This window comes from Salinispora sp. H7-4, assembly GCF_013416675.1.
In the GTDB taxonomy this organism is placed as follows: Bacteria; Actinomycetota; Actinomycetes; order Mycobacteriales; family Micromonosporaceae; genus Micromonospora; species Micromonospora vitiensis.
This window is the reverse complement of the sequence record NZ_JABZED010000016.1, coordinates 278,848-279,784: the sequence shown is the minus strand read 5'-3', so window position 1 is coordinate 279,784 and position 937 is coordinate 278,848. Positions and strand designations below refer to the sequence as shown.

The window sequence follows — 937 nt, the reverse complement described above, 5'->3', positions numbered from 1 at the left end:
GACAACGGACTACCCCCGGTCTTCCAGCCCATCACGATCCACGGCCAGGGCGCCACCATCGTCCGGGCCGCCGCCGCCGACAACTTCCGCATCTTCGAGGTCGCCACCGGCGGCGACCTCACCCTCAAAGACCTCACCGTCGCCGGCGGACAGGTTATGGACCTCGACGGCGGCGGCATCCTCGCTGGCGAAGGCACCCGACTTAACCTCGAACGCGTCACCGTCCGCGACAACATCGCCACCGGTGAGGCCAGCGAAGGTGGCGGAATCTACAGTGACCGGAGCAAGGTCACGATCACCAAGAGCACCATCACCCGCAACACCGTCGGCGGGGACGGCGGCGGCATCTTCACCGACAACGCCGCCCTATTGATCAGCAAGTCGAAGGTGACCCACAACACCGCCGGCGACGAAGGCGGCGGATTGGTCAACGACGACGGCAACGCGACCGTGAGCCACGCCGTGATCAGCGACAACACCGCGGTCAACGGCGGTGGTGTGCACGGGGACGGCGACCTCACCGAGATCGTCCACAGCACCATCACCCGCAACACCGCCAGCGGCCTCGGCGGCGGCATCTACGACGACGGTGACGAGTCCCTGCTGCTCCAGCACGTCAAGGTCACCGACAACACCGCCACCTCCGGCGGGGGGCTCTACCTTCTTGAGGACATCGGCGCCACCATTGAGGACAGTAAGATCGTTTACAACACCGCCACCAGCGGCGACGGCGGCGGCATCGCCATCGTCGGCATGGAAGACGGTGACCCCGTGGTGGCCCTGCGCCGCACCACCATCTCCGGCAACCAGGCCGGGGAAGTCGCCGGCGGCATCTTCTTCAACCCGTCCGACCAGACCACCGTCCTCACCCTCACCGACGTCCGCGTCACCGACAACCTCGCCCAGAACGAACCCGGCGGCGTCTACAACAACGGCG

The 937-nt window shown here is 66.8% G+C and carries 1 protein-coding gene; it reads left to right on the top strand.

All coding sequences use genetic code 11. The features are described from left to right. Positions 1 to 937: right-handed parallel beta-helix repeat-containing protein (locus H0524_RS12320; protein ID WP_255435902.1), on the top strand; the 937-nt coding region annotated here is incomplete at both ends.